We start from the raw sequence: 19854 nt of genomic DNA, 5'->3' as shown, positions 1-19854 counted from the left end.
ATTAGAACTTCAAATCTCTCGCAGGTTTATAAGTGCTTGCCATCGCCAGCGCCGCATCGCGTTCACGCTTGGCTGTATCTTTGTCGCCGGTCTGCAGCGCAACCTTTGCCCGCGCCACATGCGCCACAAATGCAGGCGCTTCTTCCGTCTTCAGCGAGCCAGCCAGATAGGTATCCAGCAGCTTCGCCGCCAGGTCTGCATTCCGCCCTGCGCGAATCAGCACCGTCGCGCCGTTATAAAGCGCCACTGCAGCCGTGTGATCTCGCTGAGCCAACGCAAAACCGCGCTGAATGGCTTGTTCCATCGCATCCCACTGCTGCCGCCTGCGCAGGTAGCTTCCCAGCGTCATCCACTGAAACGCCGGATGCGCGCTGGCAGCAATCGCTGCCCGAAACTCGCGCTCCGCAGCCGCATAATCCTTGTTGCCTTCCGCAATACGTGCCCGCAGTTCATGCGCTCGCGCCTGGTCTACCTTGTCCAGTTGCGCCGCAACGCCGTTGGCCTTATCCATGCCGCCGCCTACCACACCTGGAGCCGAGCTATAAAACTCGCCCAGGTCCGCCAGTGCCTCTGCATTGCGTGGATTCAACTGCACCGACTGCTCAAACTCCGCACGCGTGCGCTTCGCCAATCCATACGCGCTCATGAAGGAAGCCTTCCCAGCCTTTTCACCCAGCGCGCGCCCCAGCCACATATGCTCGTTGGAGTTCTGCCCATCCAACTGCGTCGCCTGCTCGCACTCCCTCAAGGCGGAGTCAAACTGCTCCAGCGTAAAGTAAACGCGGCACCGCAGATTATGCGCATCCGCACTGGCAGCATCATTCGCAGGCAGGGAAGACAGCAACGAAAGCGCCTGGTCTGCCTCACCCGCCTGTAGCGCGGCATTCACAGCGGCAATCCCGCTCTTCTGCGCCTGCGCGGCAAGGCTCAGCACGGCAGCCAGCGCCAATGGAAGCATCCGCCTCACTGCACTTCCTTAATCGGAACGCCCTGCTGCAAAGGCTGTCCGTTCGCAGTGCCGATAGCCACCACATCTCCCGCGTTCACGCCAGAAAGAATCGCCACCTGCGTCAGGGTAATCGTCCCCGTCGTCACCGGCGTCCGCTTCAGTTGGTTGTTCACTACGCGATAGACAAACTTCTGGCCACCCTCCACGTGCAGCGCCTCGCGCGGCACGCCCAGCGTGTTGGATTCGCTCGAAATCGTAACCTTCACCGTCACGTTAGTGTCCGGCAGTAGCTGGCCGTCCACGTCATCAAGCCCAATCAGAACTTCGCCCACGTTGCGCGTGTTGTAGTTCGTCACCGTGGAAGGCACGCGGTCAATGTGCCCCTTCCAGACCTGTCCCGGACGCGCATCCCACCCTACTTCAACTTTTTGTCCTACGGCCAGTTTGCCCAGGTCAGGCTCATCAAAGTAAGCCCGCACGCGAATGTGATGCAGGTCCGCAATCTGCATCAGCATCTTGCCGCCTTCTACAAACGCCGTAGGAAGCACGTCCATGCTGTACACCGTGCCCGATATGGGCGCCTTAATAGCCAGCTTGGCCGCCGTAGACTGCGCCGCCGCGAGATTCGCCTGCGCATCCACCAGCGCCGCCCGCGCACGCTCCACCTCGGCAGGGGAGTAGCGGTTATGCGCAATCGACTGCGACGAATCCAGCGATGCCTGCGCCGAAACCAGCCGTTGCCGTGCCGCTGCCACCTCGCTCGCGGAAGCCGCGCCCGTACCATTCAACTTTGTCAGCGTATCCAGGTCCCGTTGTGCCGAATCGCGATCCAGCCGCGCCCGCATGATATCCGCCGCCGCGCCCTGCTGCTGCTCCAGCGTGCCATTGTGCGCAACCGCATCCAGGGACGCCTGCGCGGACTTCACACCGCTCTCAGCCGATGCCACTCGTGCCCGTGCTTCCACATCGTCCAGCATCGCCAGCACTTTACCGGCGGCAACAACGTCTCCGGGATGCACATACACAGCCTTCACCGTGGTAGCCAGCGGGCTATGCAGTTCGTAATTGGTCTCCGGCTCCACGCGGCCATTGGTGCTTAAAAGGCTCACCAGCTCTTGCCGCGAGACCTGCACCACGCGCACTTGTAGCCTGTCGCGCGTCAACTCCCGGACCGCAAAAAAAAGACCGACCAGAAGGACAGCGGCGAGGGCCCAAATCCAGCGCCATTTCAGTTGCTTTCTTTCCTGTGCCATGCACCTAACCTGAGTCAGTATATCTGACTCCATGTAAAGGCAAAGGATGCGGAAAAATCGTTGAAGCGAATCAACTTGCCGCTATCGCTTTATTCCCATTGCAACCGCCCGTACAATAGGGATATGTCTGCAAATCCCCGTTACACTGACGATCACGCGCAAGCCGGCCTCGATTTCAAATTTCCTGCCATCGAAACATGGAAGAACCAGTTTCCCGGCTATGAAATCGAAATCGACGACCCTGAGCTTACCAGCGTCTGCCCCAAGACCGGCCTGCCCGACTTCGGCATCCTGACCATCCGTTACATGCCCCGCGAGCGCTGCCTCGAGCTCAAGTCGCTCAAGGAATACCTCTTCTGCTATCGCAACCTCGGCATTTTCCAGGAAAACATCGTCAACCAGGTCCTCGAAGACATCGTGAAGGCCACCGACCCCGTTTGGGCCGTAGTCAAAGGCGTTTTCCGCCCCCGCGGTGGCATTGGCACCACGGTAGAAGCCCGCTGGCCACGCCCGTAAGCGCGCGGCGTAATCTGCATAAAGATTGGCGTATTCTGCATATCGTACGATGCGGGATACGCCTACAGTAAGCTCATGTACAACGCGAGAGCTTATTCTGCAGCCAGTGCGACATCGCCGCTAGCCTCCACCACGATCGCGCGGCGCGATCTAACCGAACACGACGTACAAATCGAAATCCTCTTCTGTGGTGTCTGTCACTCGGATCTCCACCAGGTACGTAACGAGTGGAGCGGAGTCATGCCCACCGTCTATCCCTGCGTTCCCGGACATGAAATCGTAGGCCGCGTCACCAGCGTTGGCTCCCACGTAACCAAACTCAAAGTCGGCGACCTCGCCGCTGTCGGGTGTCTCGTAGACTCCGACGGTACCTGTCCCGAATGCAAAGCGGGCCTCGAACAGTTCTGCTCCAACCCCACCCTCACCTACAACTTCCCGGACAAGCACCTGGGCGGTGTCACCTACGGCGGCTACTCCGATAGCATCGTGGTCACCGAGCGCTTCGCCCTCCAGGTTCCCGGCAACCTGGACCTTGCCGGAGCCGCGCCGCTACTCTGCGCTGGCATCACCACTTACTCGCCGCTGCGCCACTGGGGCGTAACGAAGGGCAAAAAGGTTGGCATTGTCGGTCTCGGCGGCCTCGGTCACATGGGCGTCAAGTTCGCTCATGCTTTCGGAGCACACACTGTCGTCTTCACCACTTCGCCCAGCAAGGTGGAAGACGCTCTGCGTCTCGGCGCGGATGAAGTCATCATCTCCAAAGACGCCAACCAGATGGCCAAACACGCAGGCAGCTTCGACTTCATCCTCGACGCTGTCTCCGCTGACCACGACATCAACGCTTACCTGCAGCTTCTCGGTCGCGACGGCAACATTACCCTCGTCGGTGCGCCGGAAAAACCCCTGCAGGTCGCCGCTTTCGGCCTGCTCTTTGGCCGCAAGAGCCTTTCCGGCTCCCCCATTGGCGGTCTTGCAGAAACACAGGAAATGCTAGACTTCTGCGGCCAGCACAACATCACTGCCGATGTCGAAGTCATTCCGATGCAGAAAATCAATGAAGCCTACGAGCGTCTCCTGAAGTCCGACGTAAAGTACCGCTTCTCCATCGACATGGCCTCGCTCAAGAATGAGTAGCTTGCAGAGACACTGTTCGCATCACGCCTAACCACGGCAGGCCGGGAGCACATCCCCGGCCTGCCATGTACAATTCAGCCAAACTGCGGTCTTCCGCCTTTACCATTTTGTTTGTAACCACATTTCCTGAAGCACAATGAGCAAGCACTTCCGCATCCCCGGCCGCTACATGGTCCGCCTTAAAGAACTCGGCATTTCCATTCCCGCAGTTCTTCGCCACGCCGGACTTCCGCTCGATCTCTTCGACCAGTCCCGCATACTTGTTACCACGGAAGAGCTTTTCGCTTTCTGGAACAGCGTTGGGGCAACCAGCACGGACCCCGCCATCGGCCTTTATCTAGGCCAGGAAACCAAAACCGAAAATTTTGACGTAATCGCTCTCGCCGCCCTTTCCATGGAAACTCTCGGCCAGGCCGTGAACCAGGCCGCGCGCTACAAGCAGATCTGCAGCCCGGAAGAAATCCGCCACACAATCGAAGGCGAGGAGTGGAGCATCCAGTTTCGTTGGCTCCTGGCCGAGGGAGCCGAGCCGGAGGCTCTCATCGATCTCTGTTTCTCATGGGTGCTGACCATCGCCCGCCACGGCACCGGAACCCGCCTCGCTCCACTGCGTCTTGAGCTAATGCGTCCGCGATCTTACGCCAAAACCATCGAGCGTCACTTTGGATGCTCCATTGTCTTTGGAAGCTCGCGCAACGCCATCATCTTCCGCGCCTCGGACGCGCAGCGTCCCTTCATCACTCGCAACGACGAGCTTTTTTCCATGCTTGCTCCGCAGCTTGATGAAGAACTGCAGGCAAATGCCGGAGAAGCCTCTTTTCTGGAACGTGTTCGTGCCGTCATTCAGCACAGGCTTGCCGGAAGCCGTCCACGCATGGAGGAAATAGCCCGCGAACTTCACCTCAGTCCGCGCACCCTTCAGCGCCGCCTGCAGGATTCCGGCCAGAACTTCCAGCAGGTTCTGGAAGAAGCCCGTCGCCAACTCGCCCGCCACTATCTTTCCAACTCTGTTCTTGAGCTGAATGAGACCGCATGGCTGCTTGGCTATGAAGATGCCAACTCCTTCGTCCGCGCCTTCCGTTCCTGGGAAGGGATTCCACCCGCCCGCTGGAGAGAGACGCAGCGCCATCGCAGTAGCCAGACCTCTGAGCCGCTTGTCTGCGATTCCGTTCACGCCTGACCGGAAGCCGCCTTCATCGCGCTCGAACTTGAGTTTTCCTCAACTTTCTTTCAATTCGAGCGCACTGTAAGCCGTTTATTTTTTGCATTTTTAGCATTTTCGACGGCATTCTAAAGGCATGTACAACGCGAAAGCTTATTCTGCTGCCAGTGCGACATCGCCGCTAGTCTCCACAACGATCGCGCGGCGCGATCTAACCGAACTCGATGTTCAAATTGAAATCCTCTTCTGTGGCGTCTGTCATTCCGATCTGCATCAGATCCGCGACGAGTGGCACGAAGGCAATCCCACTGTTTATCCCTGCGTTCCCGGTCACGAAATCATTGGTCGCGTTACCGCTGTTGGCTCCAAGGTAGCCAAGTTCAAGGTCGGCGATATCGCAGGCGTCGGTTGTCTCGTGGACTCCGACGGAACCTGTCCTGCGTGCCAAGCTGACATGGAGCAGTTCTGCCCCAACGCCTCTTTCACTTACAACTCGCCCGACAAGCACACCGGCCTCCGCACCTACGGCGGTTACTCGGACAGCATAGTTGTCACCGAGCGTTTTGCCCTCAAGGTTCCCGCGCACCTCGACCTCGCCGGAGCCGCACCGCTGCTCTGCGCAGGCATCACCACCTACTCTCCGCTGCGCCACTGGGGCGTCACCAAGGGTAAGAAAGTTGGCATCGTAGGCCTGGGCGGTCTCGGCCACATGGGCGTCAAGTTCGCACACGCCCTCGGCGCGCACACCGTCGTCTTCACCACCTCGGAGAGCAAGCGCGAAGACGCCATGCACCTCGGAGCCGATGAAGTTGTCATCTCCAAGGATGCCGCGCAGATGGCCAGGCATGCCTTCAGCTTCGACTTCATCCTCGACTGCGTTTCCGCCGAGCACGACATCAATGCCTATCTCCAACTGCTCCGCGCCGATGGCAACATCACCCTTGTTGGCGCACCGGAAAAGCCGCTCCCGGTAGCAGCCTTCGGCCTCATCTTCGGACGCAAGAGCCTGTCAGGCTCGCTCATCGGCGGCATCGCGGAAACACAGGAGATGCTCGACTTCTGCGGCGACCACAACATCACCGCTGACGTTGAAGTCATTCCCATCCAGAAGATCAACGAAGCCTACGAGCGCATGCTCAAATCCGATGTGAAGTATCGCTTCTCCATCGACATGGCTTCGCTGAAGTCGGAATAATTCTTAACTGCGTTAAGAGTGCGGATTGCCGCTGTGCGGACGCTAAAGACGTTTGCACAGCGGCAATTCTGTTTGTGGGATTGTTCCCGTCTCGTCCCGGTGGGTGACATGAGCGAACTTGCCCGGCTATTCTGTCGCAAGTCCATTCATTTCCCGTATAAGAGGCTTCCCTGATGGGTAGAATTCCGGTTTTATGTGCCGTAGCGCTTGGGTTTGGCATGGTTGCGTATTCGCAGAGCGCGAATGAGGTTTCCCTGATGCCGCTGCCGCAGAAGTTGAGCGTGGGGCAGGGCTCGCTGGTGGTGGGGAAGAGCTTCCGCGTAGTGGTAGAGGCTCCGGCGGGCGATGAAGTTTCGCGGTCGGCGTCAGAGCGGCTGGGGAAATCGCTGGAGCGCGCAGCGGGCCATGCTGTAGCGGTCACGGGCACGGCCGGCGGCAAGGGCGAACTGGTGGTTGCGGTTGGGAAAGCGGCGACGGCGCAGATTGGCGGCAATGAGAGTTACACGCTGACGATTGGGCCGGATGGAGCGCGGCTGGAGGCAGCGACGAGCCTGGGCGCGGTGCGCGGGTTGGCGACGGTGCGGCAGTTAATTGCAGGGCATGGCGCGGCGACGGCACTGCCGTCTGTGACGATTGCGGACGCGCCGTTGTATGCGTGGCGAGGCGTGATGGTGGACACCGCGCGGCACTTTGTTCCTATCGACGCGCTGGAGCGGACGCTCGACGCGATGGAACTGGTGAAGCTGAATGTACTGCATCTGCACTTGTCAGACAACGAGGGCTTTCGCGTGGAGTCGAAGGCGTTTTCCAGGCTGCAGCAGATGGGCTCGGACGGCGAGTTTTATACGCAGGCAGAGTTGAAGGGGCTGATTCGCGATGCGGCGCTTCGCGGGATTGTGATTGTGCCGGAGTTTGACATGCCTTCGCACGCGCAGAGCTGGTTTGCCGGTTACCCGGAGCTTTCGAGCTCGGAGGGGCCGTTTAAGCCAGGCGAGTTGAAGATAGAGGGGATCGGTAAGGATGCGACGCTGACGGAGATTATGAAGGTGATGACGACGGCGAAGACGCCGGCATTTGATCCGAGCCGCGAGACGACGTATGAATTTCTGGATCGATTTATCGGAGAGATGGCGGAGTTGTTTCCGGCGCCATATTTTCACATTGGCGCGGACGAGAACAACGGCGCGGTATGGCTGGCGAATCCGTCGATTGTTGCGTTTATGAAGGCGCACGGGATTGCCGATGCGCCGGCGCTGCAGGCGTATTTTGTGAGCCGCGTGAATGAGCTGGTGGCGAAGCATGGGCGGACGATGGTGGCGTGGGAAGAGGCCTATGCGCCGGAGTCGAAGGCGGGAGGCGTATATCAGGTGTGGTCGCCGCTGGCGAAGGTGGATTTGTTGAAGACGCCTCTGGCGGCGAAGGACAGGCTGCTGGTTTCCAAGGGATTTTATCTAGACCTGTTTTATCCGGCGTATGTGCACTACGCGAATGATGCGTTGCCGGCGGAGGAGGGGAGCGGCAAGGCGTTGATGGGCGGCGAGGGCGCGCTGTGGACGGAGATGGCGGACCGCGACAACGTGGAGGCGCGGATGTGGCCGCGGCAGGGCGCCATTGCGGAGCGGTTATGGACCGAGGGGCGCGCGGCGGAGCCGGATGCGCTGTATGCAAGGCTGTTCCGGCTGAGCGCGGTGCTGGACCGGGAGGGCGTACACAACCTGGAGGACTACCGGCGCGGCGTGGAACGGCTGGCGGCTGGTGGCGATGTGGAGGCTGTGCGGACGCTGCTTGATGTGCTGACACCGATTAAGGGATATAAGCGGCTGATGTCGAGTGCACTGCACGCGAGAATGGAGGGCGAAACGCTGAAGCTGGACCAGGTGGCCGATGTGGCGCTTGTGGATTCGGAGGCGAAGTATCGGTTTCGCGCGGCGGTGAAGTCGTTTCTGGTGAAGAGGGATGCGGTGTCGGAGGCGGAGATTCGCAAGACGCTGGAGACTTGGGTGGCCAATGATGCCCGATTTGCGGCAGCCAGTGCGAAGCTTGAAAAGCTGGAGGCGGTGAAGGGGCATTCCGCGAGGCTGGCGGAATTGGCAAAGTTTACGTCGGGTGTGATGGTGAAGTTGGAGAAAGGGAAGCGGCTTGAAGGCGCGGAGCTGGCACGTGCGGATGAACTGCTGAAGGCCGCGCAGGCAGTGGATGGGCAGGTGGAGCTTGGCGTAACGCCAGAGTTTGCATCTCTTCTGCATGGCGAGCTGACTCCGGAACCGACTGCTTACCCGTTGTTCTAGGAACGATATGACTGCGATGGAACAGCCTGCACGTTTGAAGATCAGCGCAGGCTTTGTCACGCTGCTTCTGCTCATCGCGCTCAACCTGCTCAACTTCATCGACCGCTACATCCTGCCCGGCGCACAATCCCTTATCCAGAAGGAATACGGCTGGAACGATCAGCAGATGGGCGCGCTGACCACGGGCTTCTTCTTCACCTACATGCTTATCGCGCCGCTCACCGGCTGGCTCGGCGACCGCCTCCCGCGCAAGCCGCTCATCATTGCCGGCGCAGTCCTGTGGTCGCTCGCCACACTCGGCACAGCATGGGTTCACGGCTACTGGACGCTCTTCCTCCGTCACGCCGTCGTCGGCATCGGGGAAGCAACCTTCACCATCTTCGCCCCCGCAGTCCTCGCAGACTTCTATCCCGAGCGTGATCGCAACCGCATCCTGTCAGCTTTCTACCTGGCCATCCCCGTAGGCGCAGCATTGGGCTATTTAGCCGGTGGCACACTCGGCTCCGCATACGGCTGGCGCGCCCCATTCTTCCTCTGCGCATTTCCCGGTCTTCTTGTGGCAGCACTCTACTGGCTCCTCGGCAGGGAACCGCAACGCGGAGCCTCAGACCACATCCAGCCTGACCTCAACCGCGCAACCTTCTTAGGTCTTTTCCGCAACGGAGCCTTCCTCACCGCAACCCTCGGCCTCGCCATGCTGACCTTCGCGATGGGCGGTATCTCCACCTGGGTCCCGACATTCCTGCACCGCCAGCTTAGCTACCCCGTAAGCAAAGCCAGCTTTATCGTCTCAGCCATCACAGCCATAGACGGCATCGCCGGAACCATCTTTGGCGGCTGGCTCGCGCAGCGCTGGCTCCGCACCAACGACCGCGCCCTCTATCTCTTCTCGGCTCTCAGCGTAGCCCTCACGCTCCCATTCGGAGCCTTAGTCTTCTTCGGCCCTAAATCCACCGCCGTCCCTGCCCTTGTACTGGCCGAATTCTTCCTCTTCCTCAACACTGGCCCGCTCAACACCGCTATCGTAAACTCAGTTTCCGCCCCCGTCCGAGCTACGGCAATCTCCGTAAACCTCTTCTTCATCCACTTTCTCGGAGACACCTTCTCCCCACAAATCATCGGCGCCATCTCCGACCGCACCAACCTCTCACTGGCCTTAGGCGTAACCCTGATCTTCCTGATAATTTCCGCCACCATCCTCCAGCTAGGCTCCCGCTTCGCCCCAAAACTGGAAGCACCTCAGGAGGGTTAGCAAGGGCAACTTTTTCGTCCCTCCGTCCTTCGTCCTTACTTCCTCGTCTCCATCACCCGTTCATTCATAAACGCCCTCCGCCCTCCATGCCTCTGTAAATTAGGGTCCCGCACCGGCGGCTTCTCCGTGTCTCCCGTAAACCCGCGCGCCAGCCGCGGATTCGGCCTGAACTTCGGCGGCCCTCCATAAAACTGCCGCACATGGCTCAGCGTAATCCCTGCCCGCCCATTCATTGCCCGCACCACCCCGCGAATCTCCACATTCGCATCGCGCAGCTTTTCTAAATCCCCAACCGTATCGCGGTCCTCCCGCAAGCTGAGAATCGTAAACCGGCACCGCTCATCCGGCGTCTCCGGCGTACAAACATCCAGAAACCGCGTCCCATCCGGCAGCTCCACCACGTCATAAACATGAGCCGCCACGCAAATGTCCTTGTTCACGTTCTGCCCAGCCTCATCGGTAGAAACACACGCCTTAGGCTTACCCGCATAAGCCAGCGTCGAAACCAAGGCACAGCAAACCGCAAAGACAGCAAGGCGAATCCGCACAGCAGCCTCCGGAAAAATCAGAAAAGGGAATTTGCAGCCATCCTATCGCGAAGCGGCCAAAAGAGAAAGGGCCGCGGAACCAAAGTTCCGCAGCCCTTATTTTTCAGAAATCAGCAGAAGCTTATTTCGCTCCCACCAGTTCTTCATCCTTTGCCCCGTAGTGGCTCTCCACGTACTTGTCGAGAATCTCCTTGAACTCCGCCACAATCGTGTCGCCCTTCAGCGTCGTATAGAGCTTCCCATCCACATACACCGGAGCCTTCGGCTCTTCAAACGTACCCGGCAAGCTGATGCCAAGATTCGCATGCTTCGACTCGCCAGGGCCATTCACCACGCAGCCCATCACAGCCAGCTTCAGCTCTTCCACGCCCGGATACTTCTTCCGCCACTCTGGCATAGAAGTCCGCAAGTAGCCCTGAATCTGCTCTGCTAGTTCCTGGAAATAAGTGCTCGTGGTACGTCCACACCCAGGGCAACTCGTAACCTGCGGCATAAAGCTGCGAATCGAAAGCGACTGCAAAATCTGCTGCGCCGCCTGAACTTCTTCCGTGCGGTCGCCACCCGGCTTCGGTGTCAAGCTCACGCGAATCGTATCGCCAATACCTGCCAGCAGCAGCGGAGCAAGCCCCGCAGCCGAAGCAATCAGTCCTTTCGCGCCCATGCCTGCTTCGGTTAATCCGAGGTGCAGCGCATAATCGCACCGTGCCGCAAGATTCGTATAAACATCAATCAAATCGCGAACGCCGCTAACCTTGGCCGAAAGAATAATCTGGTCTTCGCGCAATCCATATTGCTGAGCAGCCTTCGCCGAATCCAGCGCGCTCACCACCATCGCTTCCATCATCACGTCGCGAGCGGGCAGGGGACTGGCGCTCTTGGAATTCGCATCCATCATCCGCGTCAGCAGCGCCTGGTCCAGCGAACCCCAGTTCACGCCAATGCGCACCGGCTTCTGGTTCTCGACAGCACACTCCACCATCGTGCGGAAATTGTCATCATCCTTGCGCCCAATCGAAACATTGCCGGGATTGATACGATACTTCGCCAGCGCCTTCGCCGTCTCGGGAAACTTCTTCAGCAGCAGGTGTCCGTTGTAGTGAAAATCACCCACAATCGGCACGCGAATCCCGCGCTTCTCCAGCCCCTCCACAATCGCTGGAACAGCCGCGGCCGCCTCGTCGTTGTTCACCGTCACGCGGACCAGCTCCGACCCCGCCAGCGCCAGCGCCGCAACCTGCTCAATCGTGCTCGCCGCGTCAGCGGTATCTGTGTTGGTCATCGACTGAACGACAACCGGGACTTCCCACCCCACGCGAACATTGCCAATCTTTACCGTGGGTGTCTTCCTGCGCCGAATTTCTGCCATAAAATCCTCAACTCTAGTTTACTAGGAATCGGCAACCGCCGCCCAAGCCTGCATCTTTTGGATTATCCTGCCGTCAAGAGGAATCAACGTTTTATGACCATCTTCATTCCCACGCCGCTGCGCCAGTTCACCGGCGGCAAAGACACGGTAGAAGTCCCCGGAGCCACCGTCACCGAAGTCCTCGACGCCCTGACCACGGCCCACCCAGACCTCCGCAAGCACCTCTTCACGCCGGAAGGCAAACTCCGCGCCTTCGTCAATCTCTACCTCAACGACGAAGACGTCCGTTACCTCCCTGACAAGGAAGCCACCGCCATTAAGCCCGCGGATACGCTCTCCATCATCCCCTCCATCGCCGGCGGCTGTTAAAGGCACTCTCAAGGTAAAATGAAGAAAATGGCCCCGTAGCTCAGATGGATAGAGCGATGGTTTCCTAAACCACAGGTCGGCTGTTCGAATCAGCCCGGGGTCACCACAGTTTTTGCTGGCTCTACCAATACACTTTGGGTGCCCCACATCCCTGCAGCCGGGGATGTGGGATAGCGACACTACCCACAGCTACGTCTCTCCTTATGCAAAAATTTCTAAAAACCACGAGAGCACTCTCCTTTCTGCCACTTCTCGCAGTCTTTTTTGCCGCCATATCCGCGCAAGCCGCATCCGTCCGTGGCACCGTCACAGACGCAAGCGGAGCCAAAGTCTCCGGCGCAACCGTAGTTCTCCTCCAGGGCAGCAAAGTGGCCGCTTCCACCGTCTCCCGTAACGACGGCAGCTACGAAATCAACACCGGAACCACCGGACGCTTCTTCCTCGTCGTCTCGGCAAAATCCTTCCGCCAGCTTGAAACCCCTGTCTTCTACGCTGGCCGCTTCGACAGCATCGAGCGCAGCATCGTTCTCGAACCCGAGTGGGTCCGCCAGTCCATCGTCGTCACGGCGACAGGCACACCAACCCCGCAGCCCCAAACCAGCGCCGCCACCAGCGTGCTCAACGCGCCCGACTTCGCCCAGCGCACCGACTTCGTCAGCGCCCTCCGTCTCATGCCCGGCACCTTCGCCGTGCAGGCAGGCCAGCGCGGCGCGCAAGCCTCGCTTTTTGTCCGCGGCGGCGACTCCACAGGAACCAAGGTCCTCATCGACGGCATCGACTCCGGCCAGGTCGGCAATATTTTCGATCTTGGCGACTTCAGCACCACAGCCATCGAGCGCGCCGAAGTCTACCGCGGCACCAACTCCGACCTCTACGGAGCCAACGCCGACAGCGGGCTCGTCAGCTTCACCACCCCGCGCGGCACTACAAATTTTCCATCCATCATGGCGCAAGCCGATCTCGGTAACTTCAACACCTCACGCGAAGAAGCCCAGCTAGCCGGCGCGCACAACAAGCTCGACTATCTCGCCGCCTACAGCTGGTTCCAAACGTCGAACGCCCTGCCCAACGATGAAACGCATTTAGGTTCGCTAGCCGGAAACTTCGGCTACCAGCTCAACGGCTCCACGCAGCTTCGCGGAACCGTGCACTACAACATAGCCGCCACCGGCTCGCCCAACGCATGGGACTTCTACCACGTAGCCGACAACGCCACGCAAAAGAATCAAGACCTCTACATCAGCGCCGCCATCGATAACCAGACCACTCCCAATTTTCACAACATGGTTCGGTATGGTGCTACCCGCAAGCGCGAGCAATATTCCCTCTGGCAAATGAGCGGCTGCGGCGACTACGACGCCTACGGCGACAGCCTCGGCTGCAACGTCACCATCACCGGAGCCAACGGCTACTCTGTCACCGGCCAGGCCGTCCTCGATTACGCCGAGCAGTACCCCTTTCAATACTCGCTGGTCTCCAACCGCGACCAGCTTCTCTATCAAGGCGACTTCCGCTTCACCCCGCACCTGCAGGGTCTCATCGGCTTCCACTATGAAGACGAACGCGGCTCGGAAGTCATCCCTTCGTACGCGGAAAATGAGAGCATCCAGCCCACCAACTACGATTACCTCGCCAGCGTTCACGGCGACTTCAAAAACCGCTTTTACTACTACCTCGGCGGCAGCCTGCTCCACTACGCGCTCTTCGGTACCTACACCACGCCCCGCGCCGGCTTCAGTCTCTACGCTCTCAAACCCCGCCCCGGTATCTTCTCCGGCACGCGCATCCTCTTCAACTACGGCGACGCCATCGAAGAGCCAAGCCTCGGTGACGAATTCAACTCGCTCTATACCTTCCTGAATACCAACAGCTACGCTGACGTAGCGCAGCAGCTTCACATTGGCCCGCTAGCTCCGCCCTCTGCCCGCACCTATGAAGGTGGCGTGGAGCAAGCCTTCCTCAGCCAGCACATTCTCTTTCGCGTCAGCTACTTCCACAATGAGTTTGGTCGCCAGCTTGAATCCGTAGGCGGCCACCTGCTGCCCGACATCCTCGGCTTCACCGGAGCCGACCGCCAGAATCTCATCAACGCCCTCGGCTACTACTACACCGACGACTACGGCCTCTACGTCAACACCGGAGCATCCCGCGCCCAGGGCATTGAAGCCACCGTAGAAGGTGGCATTGGCCGCAGCATCTTCCTCCGCGGCGGCTATACCTACCTCGACGCTGTAGTCCAGCACTCTTTCGACAGCGACAACGAAGCCCTCACCGAAGGCTACGCGCCCACCTACAACGGCATCCCCATCGGAGCACTCACTCCGTTAGTAGGCGCGCGTCCCTTCCGCCGCCCGCCACACACCGGCTTCTTCACCGCCACGTACTCCAATCGAAGACTCTCTGCAGCCCTCACCGGAGCTTTCGCCAGTCGCAGCGACGACTCAACCTATCTCGAATACTCCGACGCCAACGGCGGCAACAGCCTTCTTCTGCCCAACCGCAACCTCGACCATGGCTACGCCAGGCTCGACGCTGCTGGCAGCTACCAGTTCCTCGCCTGGCTAAGCATCTACGCACAGTTGGAAAACCTCACCAGCAGCCAGCACATCGCCCCCATCGGTTACCCCAGCCTGCCCTTCAATTTCCGCACAGGCCTCCGTTTCCAGTGGGGCAGGGAATCAAAGCACTAGGCTCCACATCCCTCATCCCTGCCGTTTCCGGCCGCAGGGATGAGGAAATCCCCCTGTTTTCCACCGTTTAAGCCCGAAAAACGCCTCATCTTTTGCAATTTCTTCATGTAACTTCATAACTTCGCTATTTAGCATCAAAGAGTTAGAGCCGTACCAGACCGGGTTTCTACTGGAAATTCGGCAGGCTATTCGTAAGTACAAAACCCTTCTCTCTGCGCATCCTGTAACACATTCACGCCGCGTGGCACGTCCGCGCAGCGTAGCGCTCGCATATTTCCAAATAAGGGCCATCAAAACTCCCGGCGAGCGTACCCGTACGTTGCAAGTTGCGAAAGTCAATCAAATTTTGGTGAGGCAAATTATGAAGCGTTGTTTTCAGGTTCGCTTGGCCGTGCTGTGTTCGTTGCTCTTGACAGTACTGGCCTGTTCCTCTCCCCTCTCTGCCCAGCAAACGCTGGGTTCCATCAACGGCACCGTGCTCGATCCCTCCGGCGCAGCCATTCCCAAAGCCACCGTCACCGTTTCTGACGACTCCATCGGCGTCACCCGCACCACCACCACCCAGGGCAACGGCTTCTTCCAGATCTTCAACCTGCCCATCGGCACCTACGCTGTTAAAGTCGAGCAGTCCGGCTTTCAGACCACCAATGTAACGGGTGTAGCCGTCCGTGAAGCCCAGGCCTCCACCGTCCCCGTCGTCCTCAAAGTCGGCCAGACTGCGGAATCCGTAGAAGTCACCGCGAACCCGCTTCTCAACGCCACCGACGCCACCAACGGCTACACCATGGATTCCGAGCAAATCGCCATCCAGCCGCTCGCCACCGGCAGCTTCACGTAGCTCGCCGTACTCTCTCCCGGCGTCAATGCCGAACTCCTCAGCGGCCTCAATGCCAACGCCGGCCTCGGCAACCAGAACATCTTCGCCAACGGACAGCGCGCCACTTCCAACACCATGCAGGTCAACGGCGCCGACGTTTCCAACCTCTTCAACGGCATGACCGCCTCCGGCCTCACCTCGCAACGCTACAACTTCAACATCGGCGGCGGCAGCACCTCGGCTACCTCCTCTGCAGGCGCAGCCACCATCGCCGGAGCCAACAGCACCGGCACCTCCGTCTACGGCTCTGTCGGTAACGCGCTTCCTTCGCCTCCGCCTGACTTCCTCGACGAACTCCGCGTCAACACCTCCATGTATGACGCCCAGCAGGGCGCAACCGCAGGCGCGCAGATTGACGTCAGCACCAAGACCGGCACCAACAACTGGCACGGCTCCGCCTACGGCACCTTCGCCAACAACGAGCTCAACGCCGACCCCTACTTCTTCAATCAGCAGTACCAGCTTGCACAGAACGGTGTAGGAGCTTTCCCGCGGGAGCTTCAAAACCCCTTCCTGCAGCGCTGGACAGCCGGTGTAACCATCGGCGGCCCTATCCACAAGAACAAAATCTTCTTCTTCCTCGCCTACCAGCACCTCGGATCGTCCGACACCTCCACGGCCCTCTCGCAACTCACTGTGCCCAGTGGCCTCACCGACGACCGCAGCGACTCCGGCATCATGAATGCCCTCACAAGCTGGAACGGCGGTACTCCCGTCGCTACCTCCGGTAAAAACTCATTCACCGGCATCGACCCCATCGCAAGGGCTTTGATGAACGCCAAGCTGCCTGACGGTAGCTTCCTCATCCCCTCCGCACAAACCAGCGCGCAATACCAGTACGGAATCCCCAACGTCACGCTCATCGGCCACTCCATCATGACCGGCAACCAGGCCACAGCCTCCGTTGACTATCAGATCAACGAGAAGGACCGCCTTGGAGCCAAGTACTACTACCAGAACGACCCCGTCACCACGCCCTATAGCTTCTCGTCCGTCGGCGGATTCCCTGTATCGCAGCACAACGGCGCGCAGGTCGGCACCATCGACAACACCATCGCCCTCAGCAGCCACCTCAACTGGGAACAGCGTCTCGGCTTCGTCCGCATGTCCGCCTATAGCGGCTATGACCAGACGCTCACCAACGGCTCAGGCGACCCCAACTTCGGCATCGGCGACGGGATGACCGGCAACACCGGCACACTCTCAGCCGGACTCCCCGGCCTGCTCCTCAAGGCCTTCGCCTACAACCAGAACGATTCCCCGGCAGCGAAGGTCGGCCCATACAGCTCCTTTGCCAACACCGGCTTCTATCAGAATCGCCTCAACCCCTCCACGAACCTCATCTGGGTCGTAGGCAACCACACCATCGACGTGGGCGGCGGCTACAGCTATACGCAACTCAACATCACCAACAACCGTCAGGGCATCGCGCAAATCACAGCCAAGAACTTTGAAACCTTCCTCGAAGGTCAGTCTCAGGCTGCCAACGTCCTCGAAACCACTGACCCTGTAGCAGGCCGCAACACCGCCGACCGCTACTATCGCAATAACGAAATTGCGGCCTACTTGCAAGACAAGTGGCAGATGCGTCCCAACCTCAGCATCACCCTCGGCGTTCGCTATGATCTCCATGGCGGCCTTACCGAACGGTACGGCAACATGTTCAACTTTGAGCCGTCGCTGTACGACGTTTCGGGTAACACCACCGACGGCTTCACCGTGAACAACGCAGGCTTTGTCGTCGCGGGCAACAACAAGTACCACCCCACCTCAGGCGTCTCGGACTCCACGCTCACCGGTCGCCAATGGGGAATCTCGCCGCGCCTCGGCTTTGCATGGTCGCCCTCATCGGCACACAACACCATCGTCTTCCGTGGCTCCGTCGGTCTCTACTACGACCGTGGCGAAAACTTCCAGTACCTCTCGCAGCCCGCGGGCAGCGGCAACGGTGGCCCCTTCGGTGTTACTGAATCCTCACCGCTCGCCAGCTACGTCGTAGGCAATGGCAAAACCCTCTCCAATCCCATGGGAACCGCTCTGAACACTCCCAAGGCCACTCCTCCCGGAACCTACATCGTTCCCAGCGCGGACCCCGGCGTCATCACGCAGGCTCTCCAGCTTACGCTTGACCAGCTTGTCAGCGCGCACGGCTACGTCAGCCAATATGGCAAGTATTGCGGTGCTCAGGACAATCAAGAGGGCTATACCGATTGTCCGCAGGTGCTGAACTTCGGTTCCTATGCCCGCAACAACGTTCTGCCATACACCATTAACTACTCGTTCGATATGCAGTGGCAGCCGCGCGGTGATCTCCTCTTTACCCTCGGCTACGTAGGCAACCGCGGTCGTCACGCCGTCATGCCTATTCCCTTCAACGCTCCGGAAGAAGCCACTTCGACCAACCCCATCTGGGGTGAAACCGCCAGCTACGGCTTCCAGGTTCTCAACCAGAACACTTGCCTCAAGAATGAATACGGCGATTGCGATTATGCCTCCATCGCTGGCGAACCCTGGAACACCGAAGACGGCGGCAACACCGATATGCGTACCAAGTACATCGGCTTCAGCCCCAACGCCGCACTCTTCAAGACTGTAGGCAACTCCGCTTATGACGCCCTGCAGACCCAGTTGCAGAAGCGCCTCACCCACGGCCTCCAGTTCGGTGCAAGCTACACATGGAGCCATGCCCTCGACGAGCAGAGCGATCTCGGTCTCTTCTTCACGGGCAATGATCCCTCGAACCTTCGCAATTCATGGGCCTCGTCGGACTTCGACCGCACCCACGTCTTCTCCGCCAACTTTGACTACAAGATTCCCAGCGCCGCCCGGGAAAGCTCGGCACTCGCCCTGCTTACCAACGACTGGGAAGTCTCCGGCATCGGAATCATGCAGAGCGGCGAACCCTTCTCTCTCTATGAGTTCTACGGCGCCGCCGGCAGCATCAAATTCGGCGACTATCCGACCCTCATGAACCCGGTCCTCGGCATCAAGAACCCGAGCAACCCCAAGTCGGCTCTCACCGGCAATACCGGCAACCAGCGTACCTCCGGTGGCGCTTACATTCCGGCTATCGACCCATCGCAAATCAATATCACCTACCTGCAGCCCGGCACCCACGGCATCCCGGTCTCCACCGGCGATGACCCGCAGGACATATACGAAACCGACTTCGCTCCGCCGCAGCGCAACATCTTCCGGCAGCCTTCGCAGAAGCGCCTCGACCTCTCCTTCCGCAAGACCTTCAACATCAAGGAGAAGTTCCGCCTCCGCTACGACTTCAACGTCTACAACCTCACCAACACGCCCAGCTTTGATGTGCCGATGAACCAGGCCCAGATTCGCCAGAACAATGCCTGCTCCAACTCGGCCATCGCAGCCGGCAACAACTGCGACCCCGCCTACTTCTACGTCAACTACGGCCAGATCGCCACCAGTAATACGTCAGAAGATCAGCAATCTGCCAAGGCGAACCTCGACCTGCTGCCCTACGCAACCGGCACAGGCCGCGACACGCAGCTCCAGACCACAATTCCCGAGGGAGCGCGTTCCTCGTGCCTCGCCGGTTCTTCCAACCTGATCCCCGGTCAGAATGGCGGTGCGGGCTACTGCCCCAACAACGCAGCGAACTTCGGCTCCATCTACAACACAATCGGCAGCAACCGCATGGTTACCATGGGACTGCATCTCACCTTCTAATCGCCACATAAACCCAAAAACGGGGCTCCGTCAGGAGCCCCGTTTTTCTTTGCCAACCCTTCTGGAATCGCTAAAATAGTTTCCAATAGATAAAAAGGCTGTTAAGCCTCTAAGTTTTCGTAACTTTTTTAGACTTCCTCTCATGTTTTCCCATTGATTGCCGACTAGGAAAGACATTAGTGTGGATAACTCCACCCTAATTTGTCTGTGTTGCAAACGGAAACGCTTCTGTCCGAGGTGTGTACAGTGATTTGTCCTAAGTGCAATTCTGATTCCTGCGTTACCATGCCGGCAGAGATTCGCCTCTACCGTAACGGCCCCCGCACGCTCAGTCATCCGCCAGTCTCCCCTTCGCCAGACATCCACGTCTGTACCGACTGCGGCTGGAGCGAGTTCACCATTCCCACCACCTGGATTGCGGCCTGGATCAAGCCGCAGGCCAAGCGTGTCGAACCGCAGCCCCTTGTAGCCCCCAAGCAATCGCTGCGCCCCATCCCCGTAGCCGTGTAGCCTTCCTAGCCCGCCCGGCAAAGGCCCAGCAGCAGAGCAGGGAACCAGT

The 19854-nt window shown here is 59.3% G+C and carries 15 protein-coding genes and 1 tRNA gene; 12 read left to right on the top strand and 4 right to left on the bottom strand.

The window, feature by feature from the left end:
- Nucleotide 1: 1 nt before the first annotated feature.
- Entirely contained in the window at nucleotides 2-967 is a 966-nt protein-coding gene (locus tag AC5S3R_RS05445; RefSeq protein ID WP_494265995.1) for a tetratricopeptide repeat protein, read from the bottom strand.
- Complete coding sequence (locus tag AC5S3R_RS05440) at nucleotides 964-2202, bottom strand: efflux RND transporter periplasmic adaptor subunit (RefSeq protein WP_494265994.1); 1239 nt, start codon at nucleotides 2200-2202, stop codon at nucleotides 964-966. The genes AC5S3R_RS05445 and AC5S3R_RS05440 overlap by 4 nt, the downstream gene beginning before the upstream one ends.
- Nucleotides 2203-2325: 123 nt before the next feature.
- Between AC5S3R_RS05440 and queF the strand changes: the two genes are divergently transcribed.
- The 6 genes from queF (at nucleotide 2326) to AC5S3R_RS05410 (ending at nucleotide 9749) form a co-directional block, all read left to right on the top strand.
- Entirely contained in the window at nucleotides 2326-2718 is a 393-nt protein-coding gene (queF, locus tag AC5S3R_RS05435; protein ID WP_494265993.1) for a preQ(1) synthase, read from the top strand.
- A 75-nt stretch (nucleotides 2719-2793) separates the two neighbouring features.
- Nucleotides 2794-3852 carry an NAD(P)-dependent alcohol dehydrogenase gene (locus tag AC5S3R_RS05430; protein WP_494265992.1) on the top strand — a complete coding sequence of 353 codons (1059 nt, stop codon included), beginning with the start codon at nucleotides 2794-2796 and terminating at the stop codon, nucleotides 3850-3852.
- 136 nt (nucleotides 3853-3988) lie between these two features.
- Nucleotides 3989-5032, top strand: coding sequence for an AraC family transcriptional regulator (locus tag AC5S3R_RS05425; protein ID WP_494265990.1), 1044 nt, complete (start codon nucleotides 3989-3991; stop codon nucleotides 5030-5032).
- Between the two features lie 118 nt (nucleotides 5033-5150).
- Nucleotides 5151-6209 (top strand): NAD(P)-dependent alcohol dehydrogenase, encoded by a 1059-nt coding sequence (locus AC5S3R_RS05420; RefSeq protein ID WP_494265987.1) that lies wholly within the window; start codon nucleotides 5151-5153, stop codon nucleotides 6207-6209.
- Between the two features lie 173 nt (nucleotides 6210-6382).
- On the top strand, nucleotides 6383-8497 hold the full coding sequence (locus AC5S3R_RS05415) for a beta-N-acetylhexosaminidase (protein ID WP_494265982.1): 2115 nt from the start codon (nucleotides 6383-6385) through the stop codon (nucleotides 8495-8497).
- A gap of 7 nt (nucleotides 8498-8504) precedes the next feature.
- Entirely contained in the window at nucleotides 8505-9749 is a 1245-nt protein-coding gene (locus AC5S3R_RS05410) for a spinster family MFS transporter (protein WP_494265978.1), read from the top strand.
- Nucleotides 9750-9784: 35 nt separating this feature from the next.
- On the opposite strand, the gene AC5S3R_RS05405 is transcribed toward AC5S3R_RS05410, so the two are convergent.
- Nucleotides 9785-10297 carry a hypothetical protein gene (locus tag AC5S3R_RS05405; RefSeq protein ID WP_494265976.1) on the bottom strand — a complete coding sequence of 171 codons (513 nt, stop codon included), beginning with the start codon at nucleotides 10295-10297 and terminating at the stop codon, nucleotides 9785-9787.
- A 121-nt stretch (nucleotides 10298-10418) separates the two neighbouring features.
- Nucleotides 10419-11663 (bottom strand): flavodoxin-dependent (E)-4-hydroxy-3-methylbut-2-enyl-diphosphate synthase, encoded by a 1245-nt coding sequence (gene ispG / locus AC5S3R_RS05400; protein ID WP_494265974.1) that lies wholly within the window; start codon nucleotides 11661-11663, stop codon nucleotides 10419-10421.
- 93 nt (nucleotides 11664-11756) lie between these two features.
- On the opposite strand from ispG, the gene AC5S3R_RS05395 reads away from it, so the two are divergent.
- The 6 genes from AC5S3R_RS05395 to AC5S3R_RS05370 all read left to right on the top strand — a co-directional run bounded on the left by AC5S3R_RS05395 (nucleotide 11757) and on the right by AC5S3R_RS05370 (nucleotide 19805).
- Entirely contained in the window at nucleotides 11757-12032 is a 276-nt protein-coding gene (locus tag AC5S3R_RS05395) for a MoaD/ThiS family protein (RefSeq protein WP_494265972.1), read from the top strand.
- Nucleotides 12033-12061: 29 nt separating this feature from the next.
- Nucleotides 12062-12138: transfer RNA gene (locus AC5S3R_RS05390), tRNA-Arg, on the top strand.
- 97 nt (nucleotides 12139-12235) lie between these two features.
- Nucleotides 12236-14722: a TonB-dependent receptor gene (locus tag AC5S3R_RS05385; RefSeq protein ID WP_494265970.1), complete on the top strand. Its 2487-nt coding sequence runs from the start codon at nucleotides 12236-12238 to the stop codon at nucleotides 14720-14722.
- Nucleotides 14723-15083: 361 nt separating this feature from the next.
- Nucleotides 15084-15560 carry a carboxypeptidase-like regulatory domain-containing protein gene (locus AC5S3R_RS05380; RefSeq protein WP_494265966.1) on the top strand — a complete coding sequence of 159 codons (477 nt, stop codon included), beginning with the start codon at nucleotides 15084-15086 and terminating at the stop codon, nucleotides 15558-15560.
- 114 nt (nucleotides 15561-15674) lie between these two features.
- Nucleotides 15675-19295: an outer membrane beta-barrel protein gene (locus tag AC5S3R_RS05375; RefSeq protein ID WP_494265964.1), complete on the top strand. Its 3621-nt coding sequence runs from the start codon at nucleotides 15675-15677 to the stop codon at nucleotides 19293-19295.
- Between the two features lie 285 nt (nucleotides 19296-19580).
- On the top strand, nucleotides 19581-19805 hold the full coding sequence (locus tag AC5S3R_RS05370; RefSeq protein WP_494265962.1) for a hypothetical protein: 225 nt from the start codon (nucleotides 19581-19583) through the stop codon (nucleotides 19803-19805).
- Nucleotides 19806-19854 lie beyond the last annotated feature (49 nt).

The sequence above is a fragment of the Occallatibacter sp. FHG110214_02 genome, assembly GCF_059115385.1.
The sequence above is the reverse complement of the archived record's forward strand: the minus strand, read 5'-3'. Positions and strand labels throughout refer to the sequence as shown.

Bases quoted from the DNA above. Each gene is read 5' to 3' on its own strand.
- AC5S3R_RS05440 (WP_494265994.1), bottom strand. From the start codon at position 2,202: ATGGCACAGGAAAGAAAGCAACTGAAATGGCGCTGGATTTGGGCCCTC.
- queF (WP_494265993.1), top strand. From the start codon at position 2,326: ATGTCTGCAAATCCCCGTTACACTGACGATCACGCGCAAGCCGGCCTC.
- AC5S3R_RS05430 (WP_494265992.1), top strand. From the start codon at position 2,794: ATGTACAACGCGAGAGCTTATTCTGCAGCCAGTGCGACATCGCCGCTA.
- AC5S3R_RS05425 (WP_494265990.1), top strand. From the start codon at position 3,989: ATGAGCAAGCACTTCCGCATCCCCGGCCGCTACATGGTCCGCCTTAAA.
- AC5S3R_RS05420 (WP_494265987.1), top strand. From the start codon at position 5,151: ATGTACAACGCGAAAGCTTATTCTGCTGCCAGTGCGACATCGCCGCTA.
- AC5S3R_RS05415 (WP_494265982.1), top strand. From the start codon at position 6,383: ATGGGTAGAATTCCGGTTTTATGTGCCGTAGCGCTTGGGTTTGGCATG.
- AC5S3R_RS05410 (WP_494265978.1), top strand. From the start codon at position 8,505: ATGACTGCGATGGAACAGCCTGCACGTTTGAAGATCAGCGCAGGCTTT.
- ispG (WP_494265974.1), bottom strand. From the start codon at position 11,663: ATGGCAGAAATTCGGCGCAGGAAGACACCCACGGTAAAGATTGGCAAT.
- AC5S3R_RS05395 (WP_494265972.1), top strand. From the start codon at position 11,757: ATGACCATCTTCATTCCCACGCCGCTGCGCCAGTTCACCGGCGGCAAA.
- AC5S3R_RS05385 (WP_494265970.1), top strand. From the start codon at position 12,236: ATGCAAAAATTTCTAAAAACCACGAGAGCACTCTCCTTTCTGCCACTT.
- AC5S3R_RS05380 (WP_494265966.1), top strand. From the start codon at position 15,084: ATGAAGCGTTGTTTTCAGGTTCGCTTGGCCGTGCTGTGTTCGTTGCTC.
- AC5S3R_RS05375 (WP_494265964.1), top strand. From the start codon at position 15,675: ATGCAGGTCAACGGCGCCGACGTTTCCAACCTCTTCAACGGCATGACC.
- AC5S3R_RS05370 (WP_494265962.1), top strand. From the start codon at position 19,581: ATGCCGGCAGAGATTCGCCTCTACCGTAACGGCCCCCGCACGCTCAGT.